Source organism: Amphritea atlantica (assembly GCF_024347255.1).
GTDB lineage: Bacteria > Pseudomonadota > Gammaproteobacteria > Pseudomonadales > Balneatricaceae > Amphritea > Amphritea atlantica.
The window spans coordinates 2502101-2524788 of the sequence record NZ_AP025284.1 but is presented as its reverse complement, the minus strand read 5'-3'; the positions used below and the strand labels follow the sequence as shown (position 1 = coordinate 2524788).

General features: G+C 50.0%; 23 protein-coding genes. 16 read left to right on the top strand and 7 right to left on the bottom strand.

Annotation, left to right across the window (positions count from 1 at the left end):
- Positions 1–32: 32 nt before the first annotated feature.
- The 6 genes from OCU43_RS11585 to OCU43_RS11560 all read left to right on the top strand — a co-directional run bounded on the left by OCU43_RS11585 (position 33) and on the right by OCU43_RS11560 (position 3551).
- Positions 33–359: a hypothetical protein gene (locus OCU43_RS11585; RefSeq protein ID WP_139203186.1), complete on the top strand. Its 327-nt coding sequence runs from the start codon at positions 33–35 to the stop codon at positions 357–359.
- A 78-nt stretch (positions 360–437) separates the two neighbouring features.
- Positions 438–707, top strand: coding sequence for a hypothetical protein (locus OCU43_RS11580; protein WP_091358724.1), 270 nt, complete (start codon positions 438–440; stop codon positions 705–707).
- A gap of 116 nt (positions 708–823) precedes the next feature.
- Positions 824–1243: a hypothetical protein gene (locus OCU43_RS11575; RefSeq protein WP_091358727.1), complete on the top strand. Its 420-nt coding sequence runs from the start codon at positions 824–826 to the stop codon at positions 1241–1243.
- 26 nt (positions 1244–1269) lie between these two features.
- Positions 1270–1548 (top strand): hypothetical protein, encoded by a 279-nt coding sequence (locus tag OCU43_RS11570; protein WP_139203187.1) that lies wholly within the window; start codon positions 1270–1272, stop codon positions 1546–1548.
- Positions 1549–1711: 163 nt separating this feature from the next.
- Complete coding sequence (locus OCU43_RS11565; RefSeq protein ID WP_091358730.1) at positions 1712–2194, top strand: MazG-related protein; 483 nt, start codon at positions 1712–1714, stop codon at positions 2192–2194.
- A gap of 559 nt (positions 2195–2753) precedes the next feature.
- Positions 2754–3551, top strand: a complete 798-nt coding sequence (locus tag OCU43_RS11560) for a PhzF family protein (protein ID WP_091358735.1) — start codon at positions 2754–2756, stop codon at positions 3549–3551.
- 319 nt (positions 3552–3870) lie between these two features.
- On the opposite strand, the gene OCU43_RS11555 is transcribed toward OCU43_RS11560, so the two are convergent.
- Complete coding sequence (locus OCU43_RS11555; RefSeq protein WP_091358737.1) at positions 3871–4482, bottom strand: LysE family translocator; 612 nt, start codon at positions 4480–4482, stop codon at positions 3871–3873.
- 234 nt (positions 4483–4716) lie between these two features.
- On the opposite strand from OCU43_RS11555, the gene OCU43_RS11550 reads away from it, so the two are divergent.
- Positions 4717–4908: a CPXCG motif-containing cysteine-rich protein gene (locus tag OCU43_RS11550; RefSeq protein WP_091358740.1), complete on the top strand. Its 192-nt coding sequence runs from the start codon at positions 4717–4719 to the stop codon at positions 4906–4908.
- A gap of 66 nt (positions 4909–4974) precedes the next feature.
- On the opposite strand, the gene OCU43_RS11545 is transcribed toward OCU43_RS11550, so the two are convergent.
- Entirely contained in the window at positions 4975–6078 is a 1104-nt protein-coding gene (locus tag OCU43_RS11545; RefSeq protein WP_091358742.1) for a phosphoribosylaminoimidazolesuccinocarboxamide synthase, read from the bottom strand.
- Positions 6079–6581: 503 nt separating this feature from the next.
- Here OCU43_RS11545 and OCU43_RS11540 point away from each other — a divergent pair.
- Complete coding sequence (locus tag OCU43_RS11540; RefSeq protein ID WP_245756577.1) at positions 6582–8012, top strand: MFS transporter; 1431 nt, start codon at positions 6582–6584, stop codon at positions 8010–8012.
- Here OCU43_RS11540 and ppsR read toward each other — a convergent pair.
- Positions 8009–8827 (bottom strand): posphoenolpyruvate synthetase regulatory kinase/phosphorylase PpsR, encoded by an 819-nt coding sequence (gene ppsR / locus OCU43_RS11535; RefSeq protein ID WP_091358745.1) that lies wholly within the window; start codon positions 8825–8827, stop codon positions 8009–8011. The two genes, OCU43_RS11540 and ppsR, sit on opposite strands and share 4 nt — an antisense overlap.
- Positions 8828–9004: 177 nt before the next feature.
- On the opposite strand from ppsR, the gene ppsA reads away from it, so the two are divergent.
- On the top strand, positions 9005–11380 hold the full coding sequence (ppsA, locus tag OCU43_RS11530; protein WP_091358747.1) for a phosphoenolpyruvate synthase: 2376 nt from the start codon (positions 9005–9007) through the stop codon (positions 11378–11380).
- A 42-nt stretch (positions 11381–11422) separates the two neighbouring features.
- Positions 11423–12112, top strand: a complete 690-nt coding sequence (locus OCU43_RS11525; RefSeq protein WP_091358749.1) for a pseudouridine synthase — start codon at positions 11423–11425, stop codon at positions 12110–12112.
- Here OCU43_RS11525 and rrtA read toward each other — a convergent pair.
- From rrtA to OCU43_RS11510, 3 genes are all read right to left on the bottom strand, one after another.
- Positions 12083–12721: a rhombosortase gene (gene rrtA / locus OCU43_RS11520; RefSeq protein WP_175483531.1), complete on the bottom strand. Its 639-nt coding sequence runs from the start codon at positions 12719–12721 to the stop codon at positions 12083–12085. The two genes, OCU43_RS11525 and rrtA, sit on opposite strands and share 30 nt — an antisense overlap.
- Positions 12722–12728: 7 nt before the next feature.
- Positions 12729–14858: a VIT and vWA domain-containing protein gene (locus OCU43_RS11515; protein WP_091358755.1), complete on the bottom strand. Its 2130-nt coding sequence runs from the start codon at positions 14856–14858 to the stop codon at positions 12729–12731.
- A gap of 135 nt (positions 14859–14993) precedes the next feature.
- Positions 14994–15728 carry a transcriptional regulator gene (locus OCU43_RS11510; protein WP_091358759.1) on the bottom strand — a complete coding sequence of 245 codons (735 nt, stop codon included), beginning with the start codon at positions 15726–15728 and terminating at the stop codon, positions 14994–14996.
- Between the two features lie 209 nt (positions 15729–15937).
- Between OCU43_RS11510 and OCU43_RS11505 the strand changes: the two genes are divergently transcribed.
- Positions 15938–16510, top strand: coding sequence for a GNAT family N-acetyltransferase (locus OCU43_RS11505; RefSeq protein ID WP_091358763.1), 573 nt, complete (start codon positions 15938–15940; stop codon positions 16508–16510).
- Here the strand turns inward: OCU43_RS11505 and OCU43_RS11500 are convergent.
- On the bottom strand, positions 16445–17329 hold the full coding sequence (locus OCU43_RS11500) for a DMT family transporter (RefSeq protein ID WP_245756578.1): 885 nt from the start codon (positions 17327–17329) through the stop codon (positions 16445–16447). The genes OCU43_RS11505 and OCU43_RS11500 overlap by 66 nt on opposite strands.
- Before the next feature lie 159 nt (positions 17330–17488).
- Here OCU43_RS11500 and OCU43_RS11495 point away from each other — a divergent pair, with 159 nt between their 5' ends.
- The 5 genes from OCU43_RS11495 (at position 17489) to OCU43_RS11475 (ending at position 22627) form a co-directional block, all read left to right on the top strand.
- Entirely contained in the window at positions 17489–17941 is a 453-nt protein-coding gene (locus tag OCU43_RS11495; RefSeq protein ID WP_091358768.1) for a DUF1499 domain-containing protein, read from the top strand.
- Positions 17938–18450: a M48 metallopeptidase family protein gene (locus OCU43_RS11490; protein ID WP_091358771.1), complete on the top strand. Its 513-nt coding sequence runs from the start codon at positions 17938–17940 to the stop codon at positions 18448–18450. Before OCU43_RS11495 ends, OCU43_RS11490 begins: the two co-directional genes overlap by 4 nt.
- Positions 18451–18510: 60 nt before the next feature.
- A complete protein-coding gene (locus OCU43_RS11485; RefSeq protein WP_091358775.1) occupies positions 18511–19293 on the top strand; it encodes a TSUP family transporter in 783 nt (260 codons plus the stop codon).
- 112 nt (positions 19294–19405) lie between these two features.
- Positions 19406–19825: a hotdog fold thioesterase gene (locus tag OCU43_RS11480; RefSeq protein WP_091358778.1), complete on the top strand. Its 420-nt coding sequence runs from the start codon at positions 19406–19408 to the stop codon at positions 19823–19825.
- Positions 19826–20011: 186 nt separating this feature from the next.
- Entirely contained in the window at positions 20012–22627 is a 2616-nt protein-coding gene (locus OCU43_RS11475) for an MFS transporter (protein ID WP_091358782.1), read from the top strand.
- Positions 22628–22688 lie beyond the last annotated feature (61 nt).

Genomic DNA, 22688 nt, shown 5'->3' with positions numbered 1-22688 from the left:
CCTGTGTTGCGGGCGTTATGCGTAAAAAGTATATGAAACAGAGTTCACCAACTGCGTGGCTAGAGGTTCAGTTAAAGGCAACAAATGCGCTTCTAAAGTTTTGCCAAGAGCACAACTACAAAGATCCTAGGATGGTTCATTTAGAAGCGTGCAAAAATGCACTCGCAGAAAAGAAGATAAATATGGCTATTGAGGAATATAAGAATATTCCACTTGGAGGCAATGGTTGCTTCAATGACTGGTGGCCTGAGCCGGTCTATGAACATGAAACCGATGAATTTGCGGAGGCAGTCTTTCAGGCGCTTACTGAGCGGTGGAGTCGTTTGATGTCGTTATCAGTTGAGGCATCAAATGCATAACACAACGCTCAAAATGGACGCCAATTCCGCTGCGCTCCATTGGCGCCCTTTAGCTCAGCGTTATGTTTCAGGGAAGCTATGAGCATAAAAATCACTGATATCATTTTAAGCATTGCTCTAGGGTTAATTGCAATCTACCTAATTCATGATTTCATAGTCACTGATGCATGTTTGGATATGGGGGGGGGTATCGATCCTAAGTCAGGGCTCTGTAATGATGAAAACTATCATGAGCAGTATATGGTGGTTACTCCTGCACTACTGGCAATCTACTTCTTCACAGGGCTAGTTGTTTCCGTTGTATCAGCACTGGTGATTAAAGCTGTAAGGGGTGCCAAAGGTGAGTAAATCGCAAAAACATAACAAGTTGCAGCACGCAAAGCAGCCCAGCAAGCTGGGCTCGGACCTCCGTTTCGGCGCTTCGCGCCTACACTTCGGCCCGTGTGCAAGGCGTTAGAGCTCCTATGAAATACATACTACTTTTCACACTGATTTTAATTGCCGGGTGCGATACCCTCCATGGTTTGCGTTTGCCAGTGAAACCAGCATATGAAGGCGGTTGGGAATGTGTATATAACAATATTGCTTCCATCAACCTTAGAGCTGAGCCCGGAAACGAAAATCAACTATCAATATCCAGCAATGAAAGCGGTAAGTATTTGTTCTCGGTAATGCCAAACTACAGAAACCAAATGGAGCTTTACTTTATGCAAATGCACGCTGCTCCTAGCTGTGAAGAGACCAATGCTTCGCTTATAGAAATGAAAGAGTTTTTGCAGCTCATGGAAAAATATTGTGGCTATACGCCATTATCTTACGAAACTACTATGGAGTGCAGCTCTAACAAATCAATGCAGCCGACCGCTAACGCGTCGGCTGATTGAGGCGTTATGTGTCCTGGCGGTGAGTCATGAAAGGAAGAGTGGCCTTTGGAATAATCTCAATCATCGCGGTATTTGCGTTGATGGTTTTATTTACTGTTTCATCCGAAGTATGGGATGGCGCATGTGGTCACAAAGAAGAGTTTGGTCTTTTTGCTTTTTACAGGTCTGGTAGTGATGCGCTTCCAGCCTCAGAGTGTGCAACGGGTGTTTTGATTCCTGGCGCACTATTAACATTAATAGCCACATTGGGTTTGCTGGCCGCAATATATTATTGCTGGCGTTGGCTAGTAAAAGGTAGTTCTTAGCATGGCTTTGGCAACAACACATAACAAGTCGCTGTTGTCGCCACTTCGTGGCTGGGACAGCTTACACGCCGCTTCGCTATGTTTCAGCTGCCCCAAAGCAAGGCGTTAGCCAATACCAAAATTAAAGGGCCCAAAGCCCTTTAATTGCAGCTAAGGGAATTAGATGAGTGAGAAAGTGAGAGTAGCCTTGAAGTGGCTGAAAGGGCTCTTGGATGGAGAAAACATTGAGTACCAAATTGTCGGTGGGCTAGCTGCAACTATTCACGGTGGCAGCCGTGAAATTGCAGACATTGACCTTTATATCCATAACTCTGATGCAAACAGGGTCTTGGCTCACGTATCTCAATTCATATCTAAACCGTTAACCCGTTATACTGAATACGGTTGGGATCTGGAGTATTTCCAGTTGGTTTACCAAAATCAAAAAATTGAAATCGGTTTATCTCAAAATACAAAGATACAATCGGCTTTAGACGGTTCTTGGTATCAGCTTGAAATTGATTATTCAGCGTCTGTTGAAAAAGACTATCAAGGCATCCTACTGTCAGTGATCCCTGTTCATCACTTAATCGAGTACAAGCGAATATTGGGTAGGGAAGTCGACCTAATCGACATACAAGAACTAACGCAGAGTGCAGCGCCATAATAAAGTGTTTAAGAGTGACTCGAAACGCGTGCCGGTTTCGCTTAGCTCAAGTATGGCACGCTTGTTTGTCGAACCTTAACACGGTGTTATAGGCTGGTGTTGAATGCCTGAAGTAGAAAATAGTCTTCGGAAGATAGTCGAGGAATACGACAAACTGAAGAAGCTAAACAAAGTCTTTCTGGTCGTCGGTATACCATCGTCAATCGCTGCAATAATATTTCCGCCTTTGGGTCTTGTGGCTTTACTTTTTCTCGTCTACTTATATTTTAGATGGTGGAAACATAGCCAAAGTAGGTGCCCTGGATGCAATGCTCATTACTTCTGCTTTATACAAAGAGGTTTTGTACCTGTCACTACTAATAGCAGGGGGTGGAAATGCAGGAAATGCAAATTAGCTGTGAACGAGTTACCCGAACTCGAAGATATAAGGCCTAAGAGTCACACTAACGAATGGCACAATTAGCGAATAACAAGTGACTGTGGTGTCGCCGCTATCGTGGCTTTGACTCCAGCTTTACCAACCCTTTACGTTAGAAATCACTGTAGTCAGAGAAGTAATATGGAACTTGAAATAACGGTAGTAGACGCTTTTACAGATGCTGTGTTTGGTGGAAACCCAGCCGCTGTGATCATCACTGATGAATGGCTCTCCGACGATTTGATGCAGTCAATTGCGGCGGAGAACAACCTCTCTGAGACCGCTTTTTTGGTATCAGCAGATCCCTCAGCGTACCAGATCCGCTGGTTTTCACCTCTGACTGAAATTGCTTTTTGTGGGCATGCAACTCTGGCTTCAGCCTTTGTGTTGTTTAACAAAAGTCCCGGCTTAACGAGTCTTATATTTTCAGCTGAGGCAGTTGGGGAGTTATTGGTCACGAAAACCGAATCAGATCAGGTGCAGATGGACTTTCCGAATACCAGACCTGAGAGCGTTGAGTCTATCCCGGATGCCTTGATAGACGGCCTCTCTATCCCACCGGAGGAGGTTTATTGTAACTCGCAAGCCTATTTCGTGATTTATCAATCTGAATCTGACGTGTTGTCTGTGCTACGAGATAACGAGACCCTGAAGCGGTTGAAGCCCCGTGATGTCGTCGTTACATCCAGATCCGAATCCAGTCATTATGATTTTATATCAAGGTACTTCTGGCCAGCGAATGGTGGCGATGAAGATCCAGTGACCGGCTCAATTCACACGGGTTTGGCTCCGCTTTGGGCTGAGAGTCTGGGTAAGAAGGAGTTAGTGGCCTACCAGGCTTCCCGTCGTGGAGGTGTTCTCAACTGTGTCGTTTCTGGCGACAGGGTTTTAATATCAGGTAATGCGGCTCAGTATTTACACGGTAGTATTACAGTTTAGTGCTGTAACTTTCTAACAAGCGACAGGTTGTCGGATTAGCTTTCCACTGTGCTCCAGACCAACCGTAAATGCGGGCGTCAGGTCTGAGTGGGTTATACGACTCAACAATCAGGGCGAGTGATAAACTCTACCACAGGGTCAGAGCCCTTTTTATAAAGCCCTTTTCATCGCATCGTTCACGAAAAAGGGGAGGGGTTTATCTCTTTCCTGATATCTCATCTCAATCCACGGAACCATCGCTTTTTCCAGCAAGCGACGAAGTCGCGTCGAGCCACTAACCAGCTGCGTCGCGGCGGTCTGGCTAAGGCTTTTATCTGCGTCAGAGAGTCACAACCCGGGCGGCCAGCGCAATCAGTATTCCACCGGTCAGGCGGTTGACCAGTTGACTGCGGTTTTGCAGGGTTTTAAGAATAGGGCCATGGGATAGCACTAATGTAACGACGCTGTACCACAGGCCATCGACCAGCGTGGCCGTCGCCGTCATAATCATCTGATCGGCTATCGTTGCATCCGGACTGACAAACTGTGAGAACAGGGCGATAAAGAAGATCGCCAGTTTAGGATTCAGCACTGAGATGGTCGCTCCCTCAATGCCGGCTTTCAGTACAGAGGTTTTATCGCCAGGGTTTACGCTGAAGGAAGAAGCTCGTCCGGCTCTGATCGCTTTGAGGCCGATCCAGGCCAGATAGCCAGCCCCCAGCCAGGTGATCACCTTAAACGCGATCTCTGACTGGGCTACCAGAATAGCCAGTCCTGAGATGGTTGCGAATGCCCAGAGGCCAACCCCCGCTGCATGAAACCAGCTGGCAGCCAGACCATGTTGGCGGCTGTTACCGACCGTTTGCTTCAATACTACCGCCAGACTGGGGCCCGGAGACATTGCACCCAGGCAGCAGACTGCAAATAGTGAAAGCCAGGCGGTAAAGGTCATAGTGGATTCCTGATCGTGATGGGGTGGGAATATTTCGGTTCAGCGTAACCGCTTAAAACCAGCTAAGCTGATAGGGGGATTATATTGCAGTGTGCTGACAGGGGCCAGTAATCCTGTTGGTCAGCTGCTGACGGTTCAGTCTGTCTGCTAACTTAAGAGCTGGCTTAAAAACTGACTTAAGAGCTGACTTAAGAGCTGACTTAAGAGCTTAACTTGAATTGCGAGGTGTCAATCATGCAAAGTCTGGAAGCGGTGTCCCGTACATGTCCCTACTGTGGGGAACCGGTCGAGTTAGTTGTGGATTGCACAGCGGGTAATCAGCAGTATTTTGAAGATTGCTCGGTGTGTTGTAAGCCGATGATGGTTGAGCTGGATGTTGAAGGCACGGAGCCTGTTATCTCTCTGAAGGATGAAAACGAGGTATAAAAAAACGCCGCATATCGTTATGCGGCGTTACTGTCTTGCGGCCCCCTGATAATCAGGGGACGATGATCAGTCGATCAGAGCGTACTGGTCGCGCAGAATCTCAATGATCTCTGCTTTCGGGTTATCAGACAGCGGTAGTTTCTCGCCGATAATCTTCTCTGCAATGCCGACATAGGTGTCAGATACTTTCTGTAACAGTTCTGCAGGGAGGGCGTTGTCCTTAGCCAGGGCGTAACGCTCTTCCATCCGATCTTTATTGATCAGGATATCCGGGTCAGGGAAGTAGTTGAGCAGTTCCTGACGGAATACCTCTTTGGAGTTTTCGATGACTTTGCCTTCCCGGTAGGATGGGCCGTCCCAGATGCGGGATGAATCAGGTGTCCCCACCTCATCCATATAGATCAGCTTTTCGTTGCCTGAGGCATCAGTCACGTAACCAAATTCAAACTTAGTATCGACGAATACCTGGTCGATCTTTTCCAGTTCAGAGCTGATGACATCAAAGCCTTCTTTCAGCAGTTTTTCGTAAACCGCGATATCCTCTTTCGAACGGAACTGAAAGGCTTCATGGTTATTGATGATGTCATCACGGGTGATGTTGACATCATCTACTTCAGGCACGCCAGGAATCCCCTTGAGAATACCTTTGGTGGAAGGTGTAATCAGCAGCTCAGGCAGTTTCTGATCTTTCTGCAGGTTGTCGGCTATCTGAATGCCACAGAACTCACGCTCACCTTTGGCGTAGGAACGCCACATAGAGCCGGTGATATACTGGCGGCAGATCGCCTCAATCATGACGGGTTTTGCTTTCTGAACAATCCAGACGAATGGGTGGGGGATATCCAGGATATGGCTGTCAGCCAGACCGTTTTCGTGAAACAGCTTGAACCAGTGATTGGAGATAGCATTCAGTGCGGCACCTTTGCCGGGTACACCGTTCATACCGCCTTCGCCATGCCAGATGCACTCGAAAGCGGAGATCCGATCGCTGATGACCATGATCGCCAGGGGGGCATCGGCTGCAACATCATACCCTTTCTCCTGGATAAGACGTCGACTGTCGGCTTCGGTCAGCCAGTAAACGGAACGTACTTTACCACTGTGTACCGGTAGGTCGGTACGGATCGGCAGATCATTGTTTACTGCCAAAACCTTATCAGCAAGACTCATTGCAAACTGTCCTGTATCTCTAAAAGTCGATTAATGAAAACGTTCCAGAATATCAGCGTTTACCAAAAGTTCGGCAATGCAGACCACCAGGCAAAAGCCTGGAAAAAAGCTGAGGATTTCTGCCTGATTCTGGAACAGGGATATTACACAGATTTGTAATATCCCGCCACATTTTGGCGTTCCAGACTTGAATATATCAGCGAATCTGGCCACCCATGCTAAACGCATTAACATGTGATTAATCTCGTATGCAGTCATCGTTATAATCTACTGATGAGCGATAGTCTGATACTCTCTCGCTGCGACTATTCTGAGTCTGACAAAACGCTTCTCAGAAGCCGCTTATGAAAGCTTCACGATAAAGTTTCTGTCAGAAAAATCGGCTAAATAAATGGACTATTGGTGAGTCATTTTTACATTGCGTTTTAGAAATGTTCACTGGAAATTAGTGAATATCTTAATTATCACCTGCTATACTTCCGGTCCCATTAAAAGGTGCTACCGTGACTGCGAATATCGAAACTGTAAATACTGAAACATCGTTTTATCAGGATAACCCCCGGGCTCGGTGGTATGTGCTTATCAGTATCTGTATTGCGCTGTTTCTGGTGCCGATGTCACTGTCTGCCGTGAATATGGCCTTGCCAGCCATGGCTGATGCTTTGCAGGCTGATGCGGTATGGCTGAGCTGGATTCCCACCGCCACGTTGTGGGGAAGTATCGTGTTGTTACTGCCGGCGGGGAGAGTGGCCGACTCCATTGGCCGAAAGCCGATCTATCTGATCGGTGCGTTGGGTTTTTCACTCGCATCGCTGCTGGTGTTTGCCGTCTACTCTGTTGAATTTCTACTATTCGTAAGGGTGCTGCAGGGATTGTTCAGCAGTCTGGTATTTGCAACTGCTATGGCGATTATTGCTGCCGTCTTCAGTGGTTCTAATCGGGGGACCGCACTGGGATTGACGGCCACCTCTGTTTATCTGGGACTGACCTGTGGGCCTCTTTTTGGTGGCTGGCTGACCGATCATCTCGGCTGGCGAAGTGTCTTCTGGGGGCCGGTTATCCTGGCGATGGTTGCGCTGATACTGGCCGTTATCTATATCAGGAATGACAGTAGTGATGAACAGCAGTCTAACCCATTGGACTGGGTTGGCTCGCTATTGTTTGCTGCTCTGTCCACACTGTTGTTGTTCGGCTTATCCGGATTGCCAAACCTGTATAACTGGCTGATGCTGATTGCAGGGATCGCCCTGGTGTTTGTATTTGTCAGACAGCAGAACCGCTGCGAATTTCCACTGGTGCGTTTTTCGCTGTTAGCTGCTAACAGGGTGATGAATCGTTCTTTGATGGCCAGCTTTCTGATGTATGCAGCGCACTATCCGGTACTGTTTCTGCTGAGTCTCTATCTGCAATATCTGCAGGGATTGTCACCCAGTGAAACAGGGCAGATGATACTGTTACAAGCACTGATTATGGCATGTCTGGCGCCGCTTGCCGGTCGGCTGTCGGATCGTTTTGAGCCTCGTCTGATTGCGACGGTAGGATGTTTGTTCTTTAGTGCGGGATTTGCAGTACTGGTATTTCTGCGGGCGGACAGTTCATTAAATCATGTGATCGTGGCGCTGGTATTGCTGGGAGTAGGCTTTGGATTATTCTCAACGCCGAACAATAATGCAGCGCTGGGTTCGGTGCCGAAAGAGCGCCTGAGTATCGCTTCGGCGCTGCTGAACCTGTCCCGCACCAGTGGGAATATGTTCAGTATGGCGATTATCATGCTGCTGATGAGCGTGTTGCTGGGCAGTGAACAGATCATGCCGGAACGTTATCCGGATCTGCTGATTGTCGTGAAAGCCGGCTTTGCCAGCGCCTGTGGTTACAGTTTTCTGGCTGCCTGGTTCTCCTATAGCCGGGGAAAGGTTAACCGTGATGCGGGTTAACCAATCCGTCGCTTAAGGCCCATCTGGGCGATAATACGGGTGGCTATCTCTTCAATTGAAAAGTGAGTGGTATTGATGTGCGCCAGCTTTTGCTTGCGGAACATCCGTTCGACTATCCGCACCTCATCTTCGCACTGGTCCAGTGACGCGTAACGACTGTTTGGACGGCGTTCATGGCGGATTGACGCCAGCTGAAACGGATCAATTGTCAGACCGAACAGCTTATTTCTGAAGGGCTCCAGCACTTCAGGCAAGGTTGTCTGTGTGAGGTCGTTGTCGGTCAGGGGGTAGTTTGCTGCCCGGATGCCAAACTGAAGTGCCATGTAGAGACAGGAGGGGGTTTTCCCACAGCGGGAGACCCCGGTGAGAATGATATCCGCCTTATCATAGTGCTGAGTGCGGGCGCCATCATCATTATCGATCGCAAAGTTTACCGATTCGATACGGTCCATATATTTGTTTACTTCATTAATCGAATGGGATTTACCGACGCTGTAGGATGAGTGGCTTCCCAGCTCCAGCTCCAGCGGTTTCAGAAACGCTGAAAACACATCGATCTTATACGCGGTGCTGGTGGAGATGATTTCACGGGTGGCTTCATCCACTACCGTATCGAACACTATCGGTCGCTGTCCGTCGGTTTTACCCGCCTGGTCGATAATGTCGACCGCTTCAACCGCTTTTTCAATGGTATCGATATAGGGCAGCGTCACTTTATTAAACTGAATTGAACCAAACTGCGCGAGCAAACTATTGCCCAGTGCTTCCGCTGTGATACCTGTACCATCAGATATAAAAAAAGCTGTTCTTTTCATAAGGTTAAGCTGTCTCGCGTCACAAAAATGTATTTATCCGGGGGTATTATTACGGCATCTGTGCGTGCTGTATAGCGTAGCGATGAATCAATCAGGATCTTCGTCAACACACTGACCTCAGCGAAGAATTACAGTATGATGCGCCTTAATCACTAAAATTTGAAGGAGTGCGGAGCTTTGCAGGATTATATCGTTCGTCTGGATCAGGTGGGTATGGATGATATTGAGCAGGTAGGTGGAAAAAACGCCTCACTTGGCGAGATGATCTCAGAACTGTCTGGTGCAGGCGTTAAGGTTCCCGGTGGGTTTGCGACCACAGCGTCCGCATTCCGTGACTTTCTGAAACACAATAATCTGGACCAGAAGATCAGCGATAAACTCGCTCAGCTTGATCCTGAAGATGTTAATGCGCTCGCAGCGACCGGTAACCAGGTGCGTCAGTGGATCCTGGAAACCCCATTTCCTGAAACCCTCGACCAGGCTATTGAACAGGCCTATGAAGAGATGGGCGGTCACGACGATCTGGCGGTTGCGATCCGCTCATCGGCAACCGCCGAAGATCTGCCCGATGCCTCTTTTGCCGGTCAGCAGGAGACCTTCCTGAATATCCGTGGTCTGGCAAATATTAAAGCGGCCATCCATGAGGTCTTTGCCTCGCTCTACAATGACCGGGCAATCTCCTATCGGGTTCACCATGGTTTTGAACATCACGACGTCGCCCTGTCGGCCGGGGTTCAGCGTATGGTTCGCAGTGAAACCGGTGCCAGCGGCGTCATGTTTACACTGGATACGGAATCGGGCTTTCAGCACGTTGTGTTTATCACGTCAGCTTATGGCCTTGGGGAAACAGTTGTCCAGGGGGCTGTTAACCCGGATGAGTTCTACGTTTACAAACCGACTCTCAGACAGGGTGCTCCGGCCATATTGCGCCGCAGTATGGGCAGTAAAGCGATCAAAATGATATACGGTGCTGAAGGTACCACCGCCAGTGCCGTTCAAACTGTCAGTGTGGCACCTGAAGAGCGAATGAAGTTTTCCATCAATGATGATGACGTGCAGCAACTGGCAAAAATTGCGATGACCATCGAGCAGCATTACGGTCGTCCGATGGATATCGAGTGGGCTAAAGATGGTGATGATGGTGAGCTGTATATTGTTCAGGCACGACCTGAAACCGTTAAGAGCCGGGATAAAAACGCGGTTATCGAGCGTTATCTGCTCACCGAAACCGGTAATGTTTTATTGGAAGGCCGCTCTATAGGACATCGTATCGGCAGTGGACCGGTGCGCATTGTCGAAAGTCTCAGTGATATGGATAAGATTCAGCCCGGTGATGTGCTGGTCACCGATATGACCGACCCGGACTGGGAACCTGTAATGAAGCGTTCTTCTGCGATTATAACCAATCGGGGTGGACGTACCTGTCATGCAGCGATTATTGCCCGTGAACTGGGTATTCCGGCGATTGTCGGTTGCGGTGATGCCACCGAACGACTGACGGAAGGTCAGGAGGTGACCGTCTCCTGTGCCGAAGGTGATACGGGACGAGCCTATGAAGGTTGCCTGGATTTCGAGCATCAGACTAACAAAATCGATTCTATGCCGCCTCTGCCGTTCGACATCATGATGAACGTTGGCAACCCTGACCGCGCATTTGATTTTCAGTCGTTGCCCAATGCCGGTGTTGGTCTTGCGCGTCTGGAGTTTATTATCAACCGTATGATCGGCATCCATCCGAAAGCGCTGATTGAGTTTGATCAGCAGGACGCTGGGCTGCAGCGCACCATAGAGCGCCGCATTGCGGGCTATGAAAGCCCGATAGAGTTTTACGTTGCCAAGCTGGTGGAGGGCATATCTACACTGGCCGCTGCTTTCTATCCCAAGAAAGTGATTGTGCGGATGTCGGATTTCAAATCCAACGAGTATGGGCATCTTATCGGTGGTGAAGCCTATGAGGCCCACGAAGAGAATCCAATGCTGGGCTTCCGTGGAGCCAGTCGCTATATTGCTGAATCGTTCCGGCAGTGTTTTGAGCTTGAGTGCCGGGCGCTGAAGCAGGTACGCGATGTGATGAAGCTGACCAATGTCGAAGTGATGATTCCTTTTGTACGCACGGTGGGTGAAGCGAAACAGGTGGTAGACCTGCTGGCAGAAAACGGCCTGAACCGGGGTGAAAACGGTTTGCGGGTGATTATGATGTGTGAAATACCCTCAAATGCGCTATTGGCTGATGAATTTCTTGAATATTTCGATGGTTTTTCCATCGGCTCGAATGACCTGACTCAGCTGACTCTTGGACTGGATCGGGACTCTGGCGTGATTGCTCACCTCTTCGATGAACGTAACGATGCGGTACGCAAACTGTTGGCCATGGCTATCCAGGCATGCAAGGCGCAAGGGAAATATATCGGAATCTGTGGTCAGGGCCCCTCTGACCATCCAGATCTGGCAAGATGGCTGATGGAGCAGGGGATCAGTTCGGTTTCTCTGAATCCTGATTCGGTGTTGGAAACCTGGTTCTTCCTGGCGAATGAAGAAAGTACTGCGTCCTAGATTTATACCGTTATCTTTCAGTCATTTTCCTGAGTAGCGCCGATGCAGCTCTCCAGGTTTTTACAGCTCAAAACGCCTTATAGCCGGCAGCGGGTTAGAGTGCTGCTGGCTCAGGGCAGGGTCCGGGTCGGTGGTGAGATTATCACCGATGCGCATCGGGAGATTGATCGGTTCATCCGGGTTGAGCTGGACAATAAGCTGCTTCAGGAGGCTCAGAGCCGTTATCTGATGCTGCATAAACCCGCTGGTATCGTCAGTGCGACAGTACATTCTGAACACAAAACCGTCATAGAGCTGTTACCTCAGTCGTTGCGCCAGGGCCTGCATCTGGCGGGAAGGCTGGATCTGAAAACCAGCGGCCTGATGTTGTTGACCAATGATGGCAACTGGTCCCGCAGAGTCACCCAACCCGAATCAAAAGTTGCCAAGGTCTACCGCGTGACGACAAGAGATCCTGTGTCTGACGAAGCACAAGGGGTGTTTCAGAAGGGGATCTATTTCCGTTATGAAAATATCACCACCCGACCCGCGCAACTGGAACGAATTGACGACTATAACTCCCGTCTGGCAATTCATGAGGGGCGTTATCATCAGGTGAAGCGGATGTTTGGTTATTTTGATAACGAGGTAACGGCGTTACACCGGGAAAGTATCGGCGCCTTAACACTGGATCCGGATCTCAGGCCGGGTGAGTTCCGCTTTTTAACGGCGGCGGAGATAGCGCTGTTTTAATGCTGCTGTGCCCGTCGATGCTAGCAGCACGAACAACCCTGCCAACGCACCCGCCAGGTGCGCCGCTGGATACGGTGGCCAGGGGCTCTGGCTTAACAGCGCCTGTTGACTGAACTGCTCCCATATCAGCTTTGCCAGACAGATCAGCATGGGTAACCAGCCATTTAACGCTTGCTGCTTCCGGGCAAAGATAAACAAACTGAGAACCAACGGCGCGAATAGTAGCCCGGATAACCCTGCATAGCTGCTCACTCCTGACCAGGGGGAGAGAAGCAGGGCATCGACGCTGACAACTCCCACGCACAGTGATGCCAGTAATGCGCTGCGTGAATTCAGTTCCAGGTAGCCCGCAGCAAGCGTAAATGCCAGCAGATCCCAGCTCAGGTGGCTGAGCGATGTATGGCAAAGATGCCCTGTTATTAAGCGCCATAGCTGACCCTCCAGTATCAGGGAACGGTCAGCATAGCCCAGTTGAAACAGTTCTGCTGACAGGCTCAGCGGCAGGCACAACAGTAACAGAACCAGGGTTATCCAGGGAAACTGGAAGATACCCCCCGCTTGCGCGGGAGGCTTTGGGTTGGCGAACGGTTTGATTGATATAGTGTTCATTAGCATCTCACGGTGCCCGACGACGGTTGCGGTATTGAATCAACAGCGATGCGCCGATTAACAGCAGAATCCAGTGGCCAATCGCACCTGAGCCGCCGCCACCCAGTGATGCCCGGTGATGAGATTGATTGAACATCGGTTTCTTGCTGTCAGCCCGCTGACTCGTGACCGGTTGTTGCAGCCGCTGTTGCCGGGCGTTGTTCTCATTCGCAACCCGTTGCTGGTTATTACGCTCAATATTCAGCTGTTTAAACACCTCGTCCCTGACGATCAGCATTGAGGTGTAGTCGGTTACCAGATCATATTGAACGGCCAGGTCAGTCATCGCTTGTTTAGTATCTTCATTGCTGCTGTCACCCTCTTCAAGGTAATCCATTTTAGCCTGCATATTTTCGAGAGTGGCAAAGGCCCAGATACGTTCCAGTTCGGGGTGCAGTAAACTTTCCCCGGGAAGGGTTATCTCTGTTGTGTAGTGGCGCTGCTGACCGCCAACCTTGCCTGTCAGTGAGATCTGCACCGGTCCTGGTTGTCGGTAATGGCCGAGGACTGTCAGTTGCTCACCCCGATAAAGTGAGTTGATCTGTTCAGGGGTCAGGTCGGTGACCCGGCCGCCATCAATTTTCAACTCAACATCTCTCATTGCCTGGTGGGTCATCTTGCTGGTTGCCAGCATCAGTTGGCCGACAATATCATCAGCATTAGAGACACTGATGGCAAAACCATTGGATACCTCCGTCATACGGTTCAGCAGGGGACGGTTTGCACTGTTGCCCATGACAAAGGTGAATAGTCGGACATCTGCTTTTTCCAGCAGATCAAGAAAGCGTTTTTTTTCAGTGACACCTAAGTTGGCAACGCCATCGGTGACCAGAATCATGGCGGTGCTGCGGTCAGTATCTAATCCTTTTAAGCCCTGCGCGAGACCTGAATAGAGATCAGTGCCACTGCCAGGCTGATACTGTTCAAGCTTATTCAGCAGGGGGGTAATCACTTCTGCTGTTGCGGGCTTAAATCCACCGGAGAAATCGGTGGCTGCGTTGTTAAATAAAACCACTTTAAAACGGTCATTGGGTTGGAGTTTGGCCAATCCCTGGCGAACACCCTCAACCAGTGTCGTGTATTTGCCCTGCATCGATCCGGACACATCCAGAACAAATACCCAGTCACGGCCTCCCTGCAACACGCCGAGATCATCCCCCGGGGTTAGGGTCATCATAAAGGTGCCGGGTGTGGTGCCTGACTTTTTATAGCTGATCAGGTCCAGTGTACCGGGCAGGTTCTGGCTGTGGCGCCAGTAAACGACAATATCCTGGTTCAGACTTGCTGCAGGGACAATGCCTGCAGCACTGATCTGTTCAGCGGATAGTGGCTGGGATGCTTCCGGGATCTGATCAGCAGATGGGTCAGAGGACGGATCAGTTTTTGGCAATGCTCCGCCCTGACTGGCCATCGAGACCTGCCACTGGTTGGGGGTGATCTGTTGAATTGCAGCCTCAGCGTGCTGGGGCAGGCGGATAGAGTCGATTGGGTAACCTGAGGCAAGGCGCATATTGAAGCTGAATTTTTCATCGACCACTTCATTGCGGCTCCAGAAAGCATTCTTCTGAGTATCGACACCGCCATCCTCAAGCGGATATACATAGCGGCCGACACCTGAATCCAGATGGGCTGGCTGAATATAAACAAGCTTTATGCGAACATCGCTGTTGGCCTGCACCGGTGTGACACTGATATCGAAGGTTTTATAACTGTCTTGCTCTACCAGGGCGGCCTCATGCCCCGCTTGTTTCTCCTGTTCGTAAATGGTTCTGGCCTGCTGTTTTTTTACCACTTCGCCGGTGACCGGCTGACCGTCAATCCAGTAGGTGAACTCACCCACGGCGGCATGGTCCGGCACCGGAAAACTGTAAATCGCTTCTAACGCCTGGGCAGATGGATTATGAAAAATCTGTTCTACAGTGGTCACGGCATAACTGTGTTCAAGCACGACATTGACATGGTGTTCACGGATGCTGAGTTCAGGTAGAGATGAATTAACCGGCTTTAGCAGCCCGGCAGCATCTGCCGGTGCCGCCACTGTTGTCAGTGTCAGTATGGCGCTGAGGGCTGCGGTGCCCAGGAATGTTCTGATGTTCATATCGGTCCTCTGAAGTTCCTTTGTTGGAAGTCAGAGGGGATAATGGCGGCAGTGCGCCAGCAGAAGTAGTTAAACCGTTGAAGTATCAGATAATGATACGGGTGGTTGAATTAGCGCGTCTGAAAAAAGTATGGACTAGCTCTTGCGATAGTTTTTGAACAGGCTGTATTGCCACTGCCGGATCGCGAGAACCATGGTGTTACCATGTTTCTGATCGATTGGCAGGGGAGAGTCATCACGCAGCAGGCTGTTAAACTCTTCCGCAACACGCTCCATTTTTTTCTGCATCGCCAGGTTGGCTTCCGGTGTCAGTACCCCATTGAGTACGATCAGTTTTTCATGCTTTTTATCAAACCGGGACTGGAAGAAATCCTGTTCTACTTTTTGTTGGAAAAACTGCTGAATTGGACCATTGGCAAGCCAGGTAAAGTTTGGATCGATCAGTAGCTTTATTCGGTTGCTTGGCAGAAGCTCGATAATCCGTAGCCGGTCCAGCTTAGCCAGTTTCTGGATGCATTCGTGTTCGGTGATATCGTAGTGAGAGATGATATCGCAGAAGGAAAAGCCATTGATAACACTGACAGTGACGAGCAGCAATTCGAGATCGGAGGCGATCTCCTGTTCCTGTTCGCGGGTTAGTTGAGTCAGCCGCTGCTGCTCCTGCGCCATCAGCCGGAACAGCCCGGTTAACTCCAGCCCAGCCAGCTCAGCGATCATCTCAAGCCGCTGTAGGGTAAAGTTGTGTTCAGAGAACAGGCGTTTAACCGAGGCTTCACTCAGATCCAGAGCCTGGGCTACATCAAGATAGGTTTTGCCCTGAGCCTTTAACTGTTTTTTCAGGGTTTGTACCAGTGCTGCTGTCTGAGCCATAACGCGATCTCTAGTCCTTTAAAGTTGTTTTTTATCATATAACTGCTGCAAAATCTGTGTTGTATTGCAGAGACGCTGCAGATACTGATAATTATACCGTTATCTAAAGCGTGAAGTTTAAAATTAAGCTCGTGCCGGATTTGGCTCTTTAGTAGAGTAGGGAGCAAACAGCATCGTCAGACATATTACCTCTGTGGTAAGGAGTAAGAGTGAATTATAGTATTCCTGAATCGATCAACACCGCCCGTTTGAGTCTGGAAAAGGTCACCATTGAAGACTGGCCTTCACTGCACAATTTTTATAAAGATGTTGAAGCCACCCGCTATACCACCGGACATCCTCTCAGTGAAGGGGAGAGTTGGCGGATTGTTGCTGCGCTGATTGGTCATTGGGAGATTCACGGTTATGGCCCCTATACCCTAAAACTGAAAGACAATGGTGCTGTGGTGGGAGTTGTTGGCCTGTGGTATCCGGGAGACTGGCCCGAGCCAGAGATTATGTGGTCGCTGGTGCCGGGGTATTCAGGTAAAGGGTATGCCCGCGAAGCGGCATTTGCGGTCAGACAGATGGCCGCTGAATGCCTTCCGCAGCTGCACCTGATCAGTCTGATCTTTGAGCAAAATTTGCCTTCGAGAAAACTGGCGGAGTCACTGGGGGCAACCCTTGAGCAGCGGTTTTTATTTCGTGATAAAGAGGCATTAATCTATCGTCATCTGTCACCGGCTCACCCGGGTCAGCCCGATTCCTGTGAGAATGCCGATCAATGCGATCAGGCTGTTTGAGGAAACCGCTTCTCCCAGAATAAGGGTGCCTGCAAAATATGCCACCACCGGTATCAGGAAATTGCAGTTAGAGAGGAAGCTGGGGCCTGCCCGGTTAACGACAATAAAGTAGACAATTGAGGCGACACCCGCGGGCATACAGCCCAGCCAGATAACGGCCATTAAAGCGTCTGGCCCAGCGACATAACGCAGCTCGTCAATGATAGTCTGTGCATCTGATAATATAAAAGGAAGTATCAGCAGCAGGCCGCACAGCAGCATACCTGAACCGGCAATCAGCGGGTTGAATTTAGGGAGTAAGCGGATCAGCACCGTATTCAGTGCATAGCTGCTGGCGGCGGTGAGAATCGCCAGCGCCCCCAAAAGGTCCACGCTCCCGGCGGCAAAGGGGTTGAGTATAAAGGTTACCCCGGAGAAGGCGAGAATCAGCCCCATCATCTTATAACGGTTGAAGCGCTCACCCTCAACAAAATAGTGGGCAATCAGCATCGTGACAAATGGCATTACCGCCATCAGTACACCGGTTGTCGCCGATGGCACTGTTTGCTGCCCCCAGGAGATCAGCAGAAATGGCAGGGCGCTGCCAAACAACCCCAGAATCATAAAACTTCCCCAGCTTTTGGCGCTGAAAGGGAGGCGTAAACCTCTGGAGTAGGCAAACAGCGTAATCACCCCTGCACCCAGCGCGATCCTGAGCAGAGTGATCGTCAGCGGTGACAATCCGCCCGCAATGGCGATGGAGGTCACCATAAATGAGGTGCCCCAGGTGATAACCAGAAAGCTGAGAAGCAGCCAGTTGATGAGTTGAGGGCTGAGCACTGTGGAATGACTCGTTTAGTGTTGAGAAAGCAGGCTAGTTTATACTACTCTGGTCTCTATTACGCTATGTGGTTTTCAGGGCTGTATAACAACACTCTACGGCTTCTGTCTTGTCTGACCCATACCTTGACACTTAAACCAGAATCGATCAGGAATATCATGAAACAGTTTGTTATTGTGTGTGTCGTATTGGCGTTGATTGTCACGGGTTATCTGGCGTTTCAGGGATATGTGTCGCGCACACAGAAAGCGCCGGGATTGGTGGATGGCGGATTAACACCTTGCGGCCCCAGGCCTAACGCCGTATGCAGCAGTAATGAGGGTGATGGTGAGCACTATATTAAACCGATTAATTTATGTGTTAGCAGTCTGGCTTCAGTGAGCGCCGATATAGAGCGTTTAGGGGGGAAGATTGTCTCGCTCGACACTGACTACTTAGCTGCTGAGTTCAGTTCTTCTGTGTTTGGTTTTGTTGATGATCTTGAACTGCTTCGGGATGTTAAAGGAGGCGTCATTCATGTCCGCTCAGCTTCACGGGTGGGGTATTCTGATCTGGGTGTGAATCGGCAGCGGGTCGAGGCGCTACGTAAACTTCTGGAGAATAATTCGTGAGTCGCAAGCCGAAGATTAACTTTTTGTCCGGCTATTCGCCTGAGCTGCAGCAACAGGCAGAAAACCTGATCGATTCAGGAAAGCTTCCAGACTATCTGCGTAAACGTTATCAGCCGGGACACAGTATTGTCGGCTCTAAAGCGCTCTATCAATACACCCTTGAGTTGAAAAACCGCTACCTCAGACAATCGGCTCCCCTTAATAAAGTTGAATACGACGACCGTATTGATGTGATCCATAATGCACTGGGATTACACACCCATATCTCCCGTGTACAGGGAAGTAAGCTCAGGTCTAAAAAAGAGATCCGCATCGCTTCGCTATTCAAACAGGCGCCAGAACCCTTTTTAAGAATGATTGTGGTGCATGAGCTGGCACATATAAGGGAGAAAGAGCATAACCGGGCATTTTATAAACTGTGTCAGCATATGGAACCGGACTATCATCAGCTTGAGCTGGATCTGCGGCTTTACCTCACCTGTCTGGAACGGTTTGGCCCACTCTACTGAGCCAGTAGATGGTTTGTATTATCTTCCTCATTTTCCTTATTCATACTCTGAGTTAATCAGATGACAGATCTTCAGCTTTATCAATATATTTTAATCGGCCTGCTGTTTGTCTGGAGCGGTTTCGTTCGCTCCGGGCTTGGTTTTGGTGGGGCGGTGCTCACGCTGCCGTTTCTGCTGCTGGTCGTCGATGATCCACTCATCTTCCTGCCCATTATTGGGGTGCATCTGATGTTTTTTTCCTGCCTGATCACCTGGCAGAACCGTCAGCGGGTTAAGCGGACGGCGGCAGACCATCAAAGCAGTGTCTCCACCATTGATTGGCAATATTTGCGTTTTGCTTTGTCTGTGATGATCGTACCAAAACTGATCGGTATTCTCGGTCTGTTGACCCTGCCAGCATCACTGATGAGCAGTATTATCTATTGCATCGTTATCGCCTACGCCATCAGTTATGTCCTCAATCGTCCATTCAGGAGTAATAGCCGCACCCTTGATATTGTGTTTCTGATAATGGGTGGCTATGTCAGTGGTACCTCTCTCATCGGTGCGCCGCTGATAGCGGCGGTCTTTGCGACGCATGTTAGTCGTGAAAAACTCCGGGATACCCTGTTTGTGCTCTGGTTTATACTGGTGTTAATCAAGATGGTGTCTTTTTTGATTGCCGGCGTTGATCTTCAACTGGTTCATCATCTGTGGTTGTTACCCTGTGCCTTTATCGGTCATCTGCTGGGTGAGCGACTGCATAAAAAGCTGGTCGGCGCTGAGAGTAAAGTGTTTTTCAGGGTGCTGGGCAGTGTGTTGATTCTTGTCAGTACGCTGGGGCTTATTCGCACCCTTATCTGAAGCCTGTCAGCAAAATCAGATGCTGAACCGTTGTGACAGCAAACTGACCGGAAATGATATTTTTAGCGGTTGGCTGAAGTGATAATTTAGTTGTTTTGCAGCGGAGGTGTTTATGTCTATCTGGAAAACAGAAAAAAGTATTGCCGAGTTGCAGGTGTTCGCCAGAAATACACTGATCGACCACCTGGGAATTGAGATCACCGAGATCGGCCCCGATTATATCACTGCCTCTATGCCGGTCGATTGCAGAACACACCAACCGATGGGGCTTCTGCATGGGGGCGCATCGGTAGTTCTGGCGGAAACACTCGGGAGTGTTGCCGCACAACTGGCTGCCGAACCCGGCCATCGGTGTGTCGGACTGGAGATAAATGCGAATCATCTGTCAGGCATCAGCACCGGACATGTTTATGGTACCGCATCACCTGTGCATATCGGTCGTTCAACTCAGGTGTGGGATATCCGCATCGTCGATGAGCAGGAAAAGGCGATTTGCGTTTCCCGCTTAACCGTCGCGGTATTAGGGAAATAATCTGATTTAGAAAAACAGCTTGGATTATGATCTGAATCGGCACTTTAGGGGTGTATATGACCGATTTAGGGTGTTAGACTGACAACTTAACAAGCCGGCCTATTAAGCCGGCTTTTTGCATTTTTTAAAACCTGAAACTGAACGGGTTTCTGCCATAATTTTATATTTCTGAAGAGAGAAATCTTCGTGCGTAAAGCTCTGTTGTCATTAATTGCTCTGTTTAGCAGCTGTATTATCCTCTATCTGGGTATTGGCCTGATGAACATTCTTGTGCCATCACGGATGGGGCTGGAAGGGATCTCAACCGACACCATCGGTATGGTGTTGTCGATGTATTTCGTCGGGATGCTGACTGGTGCCGTCTACAGTAAGCAGTTGGTTAAACGGGTCGGCCATATCAGAGTCTTTGCTGGCAGCCTGGCGATAGAAGCGATCTGTATACTGGCTTTCACTCTGGATGCTAACGCACTGTTGTGGGGAATATTGCGGGTTTTGCTTGGTTTCAGCCATGCCTGTCTGTTGACAGCGATGGAGAGCTGGCTCAGTGACAGCGCTACCGAAGAGACCCGGGGGAAAATCCTGGCTGTTTATAATGCCTGTATCATGGGCGGTCTGTTTTGCGGACAGTTCCTGATGGGGGTTGCTGAACCGTCTGACAATACTCTGTTTGTTCTGGTGGGTATCCTGTTCTGTATGGCCACGCTGCCGGTTCTTTTCAGTCGTTCTCAGGGCCCGGTGATTGAAACTGTCGCGCCGATGTCGATCATCTCTCTGTACAAAATATCCCCTCTGGGGGTGGTAACCTGTTTAACATCGGGCGCGGTCTATTCTGCACTGTTTAACCTGTTGCCGGTTTTTGCTGCTGAGTATCATATCAGCGGTTTTCAGCTGTCACTGTTTATGGGCTGTGCCATCCTGGGCGCCTTCAGCATGCAGTTTCCGGTGGGGGCTCTGTCGGACCGTTTAGATCGACGGACCATATTGCTGGGTTTGCTGCTGCTTTCCTCTGTGCTTGGCGTTGCAATTATCCCGCTGGCGGCGATGCATATGATGACCGGCATCTTTATTCTCTGTGGTCTGACGTCAGGGATGGTGGCCTGTTATTACCCGCTGAGCGTGGCTGAGGCGTTTGATAAACTGAAAAAATCTGAGATGGTATCCGCCATGGGCAGCATGCTGCTGGCCTTTGGTATCGGTGGTGCGATTGGCCCCTACACGGCGTCTCTGGTGATGTCCGCTTTTGGCAGTTCCAGCCTGTTCTATTTTCTCGCGGTATCACAGATGCTTCTGGCGTTGTTCACTATCTACCGTATGTCTGTCAGTAAGGCGCTGCCAGTCGAGGATCAGGAAGGCTTTGTGATGCAGGGTGAGGCACTGACCACGTCGGTTTACCTTGATCCCCGGACCGAGTATACCGAGCCTGAAGCGCAGCTGAGTGCAGAGGCCGAACTTGCAATCAGCATCGCAGAATCTGATCCTGCGGCCGCTGTTAAACTGGCACGTGCACTGACCGTTAAGAATCCTGAAAGAGGTACTGAGGTGGCCGCGGCTGTTGCCAAAGTGCCGGGTATCGATGTCATGCGCCTCTATGAGGTTATGAAAGAGGCGGCTCCCTATCAGATTCTTGAGATCACTCAGGCGATTGTCAAAGCCAAGCCTGATCTGGCAGCCGATCTGGTATCTCGTCTGGCTGAATGGTATCCGCAGCAGGTGATACCTGTGGCGATTGAAGTGGGACGGGTATTTCCCGAAATGCGGATTGAGATGGCGCGTATTGCCGTTGCATCTGCACCTGAATCAGCCACCCAGGTGGCTGAATACTATGCCCGTCTGATTGCCGAGGAGCGTGAATCAATGCGTCCGGCTGATCGTGAAGATGATACCAGTGAGGCCGATGCGCTGAACATGGCCACTGAACTCTGGGATGCTAATCCGGATCAGGCTCTGGATATTGCCGTGACCGTCGCAGGCTCGGTGCCTGAATCTGCGGTGGCCATGACAGAAGAGTATATGTCCCACTATGAATCTGAGGCAGACAGTGAGGAGACTGACAGCACTGCAGATGGAGCATCTGAGGCAGACGAGAGCGATTATCATGATGCGGTTGAATGGGTTTCGAGACTCTCTGAAGCTGCTCCTGAGCAGGCGATGGATGTTGCCGCAACGGTTGTAGAAGCGGTGCCTGAATCGATGTTCGAGGTGACGGAGCAATATCTGTCAGCAACCGATGAGGACGCAGACGATGTGACTGACAGCGATAGCGATGTCGCTGAAACGGCTGTTGACGGCTCTGACAGCGATGGTGAACAGGCTGAACCGTCTGAACAGACAGAAGAGGCCGAAGATGAGCATCAGAAAGCAATCGAGTGGCTCACCCGGATGTCTGAACTATCGCCTGAGATGTCATTGAATCTGGCGGTGAAAATTGTTGAAGCGGTACCGGAAAGTGCACGCTATGTTGCGGCGGAAGTTGCCCGGCTGTTACATGAAAGTTATCAGACCGACAATACCGGTTTAAATGACAAACCTGCCAGTGAAATTCAGGATGCCGTTGAGTTGGTTAACCGCCTTCGTGAGGTATCACCTGAGAGTGCCGAACAGGTCGCTGTCGCCGTGGTTGAAAACATCCCAGAGGCCGCCTCTGACGTTGTCGATGCGATCAGCGCTGGCGATCAGTCCAGAGAGGGGGAGTGGGTAGACTCTATTGACCGGAATAGTGAACGGCAGGTGGATACCCGTAATGCTGGCGGTTCGGATGTCCCTTCTGGTGATGATGCTGAAAAGCCAGAGAAAGACCATTAAAGAGAAGGCTGTTAAAGAGGATCGGCGGGCTGGGTTTCCCGCTGATCTTTACCTGCTTAAG